The following is a 533-nucleotide window of genomic DNA, read 5'->3' as shown; positions in this document are numbered from 1 at the left end:
ATCCCGTGTAAAATACTGGAAATTAAAAAAGAAACCGCATTAGAATATACATTTAAAGTGGAAACCGATATCAAACCGGATCACGGACAGTTCCTGCAGTTATCCATTCCGAAGATCGGGGAAGCACCCATTTCCGTATCTGCTTTTGGCGATGGCTGGCTGGACTTTACGATCCGTTCCGTGGGAAAAGTAACAGAAGAGATCTTCGCCAAGAGACCAGGTGATGTATTGTTCCTGCGCGGACCCTATGGAAACGGCTGGCCGATGGAACAGTTCAAAGGCAAAAATGTGGTCGTGATCGTAGGCGGGACCGGACTGGCTCCGGTCAGAAGCATGCTCCGTGTATTTGCGGAAAATCCCGGCTATGTGGAGAGCGTAACGCTGATCGCCGGCTTCAAGAATGAAGAGGGCATTGTGTTCCGCGGCGAGCTGGAATCCTGGAGAGATAAATTTAACACCTTCTATACCCTGGACCGTGACAAGATCGACGATTGGAACGTAGGGTTTGTAACCGAATATGTATCCAAGGTTCC

The 533-nt window shown here is 49.0% G+C and carries 1 protein-coding gene; it reads left to right on the top strand.

Annotated features, from left to right (window positions below; translation table 11 throughout):
- Positions 1-533: ferredoxin reductase domain-containing protein (locus ABC831_RS26435; protein WP_425524628.1), on the top strand; the 533-nt coding region annotated here is incomplete at both ends.

The sequence above is a fragment of the Diplocloster hominis genome (genome assembly GCF_032380655.1).
Classification (GTDB): Bacteria; Bacillota; Clostridia; order Lachnospirales; family Lachnospiraceae; genus Diplocloster; species Diplocloster hominis.
The sequence above is the reverse complement of the archived record's forward strand: the minus strand, read 5'-3'. Positions and strand labels throughout refer to the sequence as shown.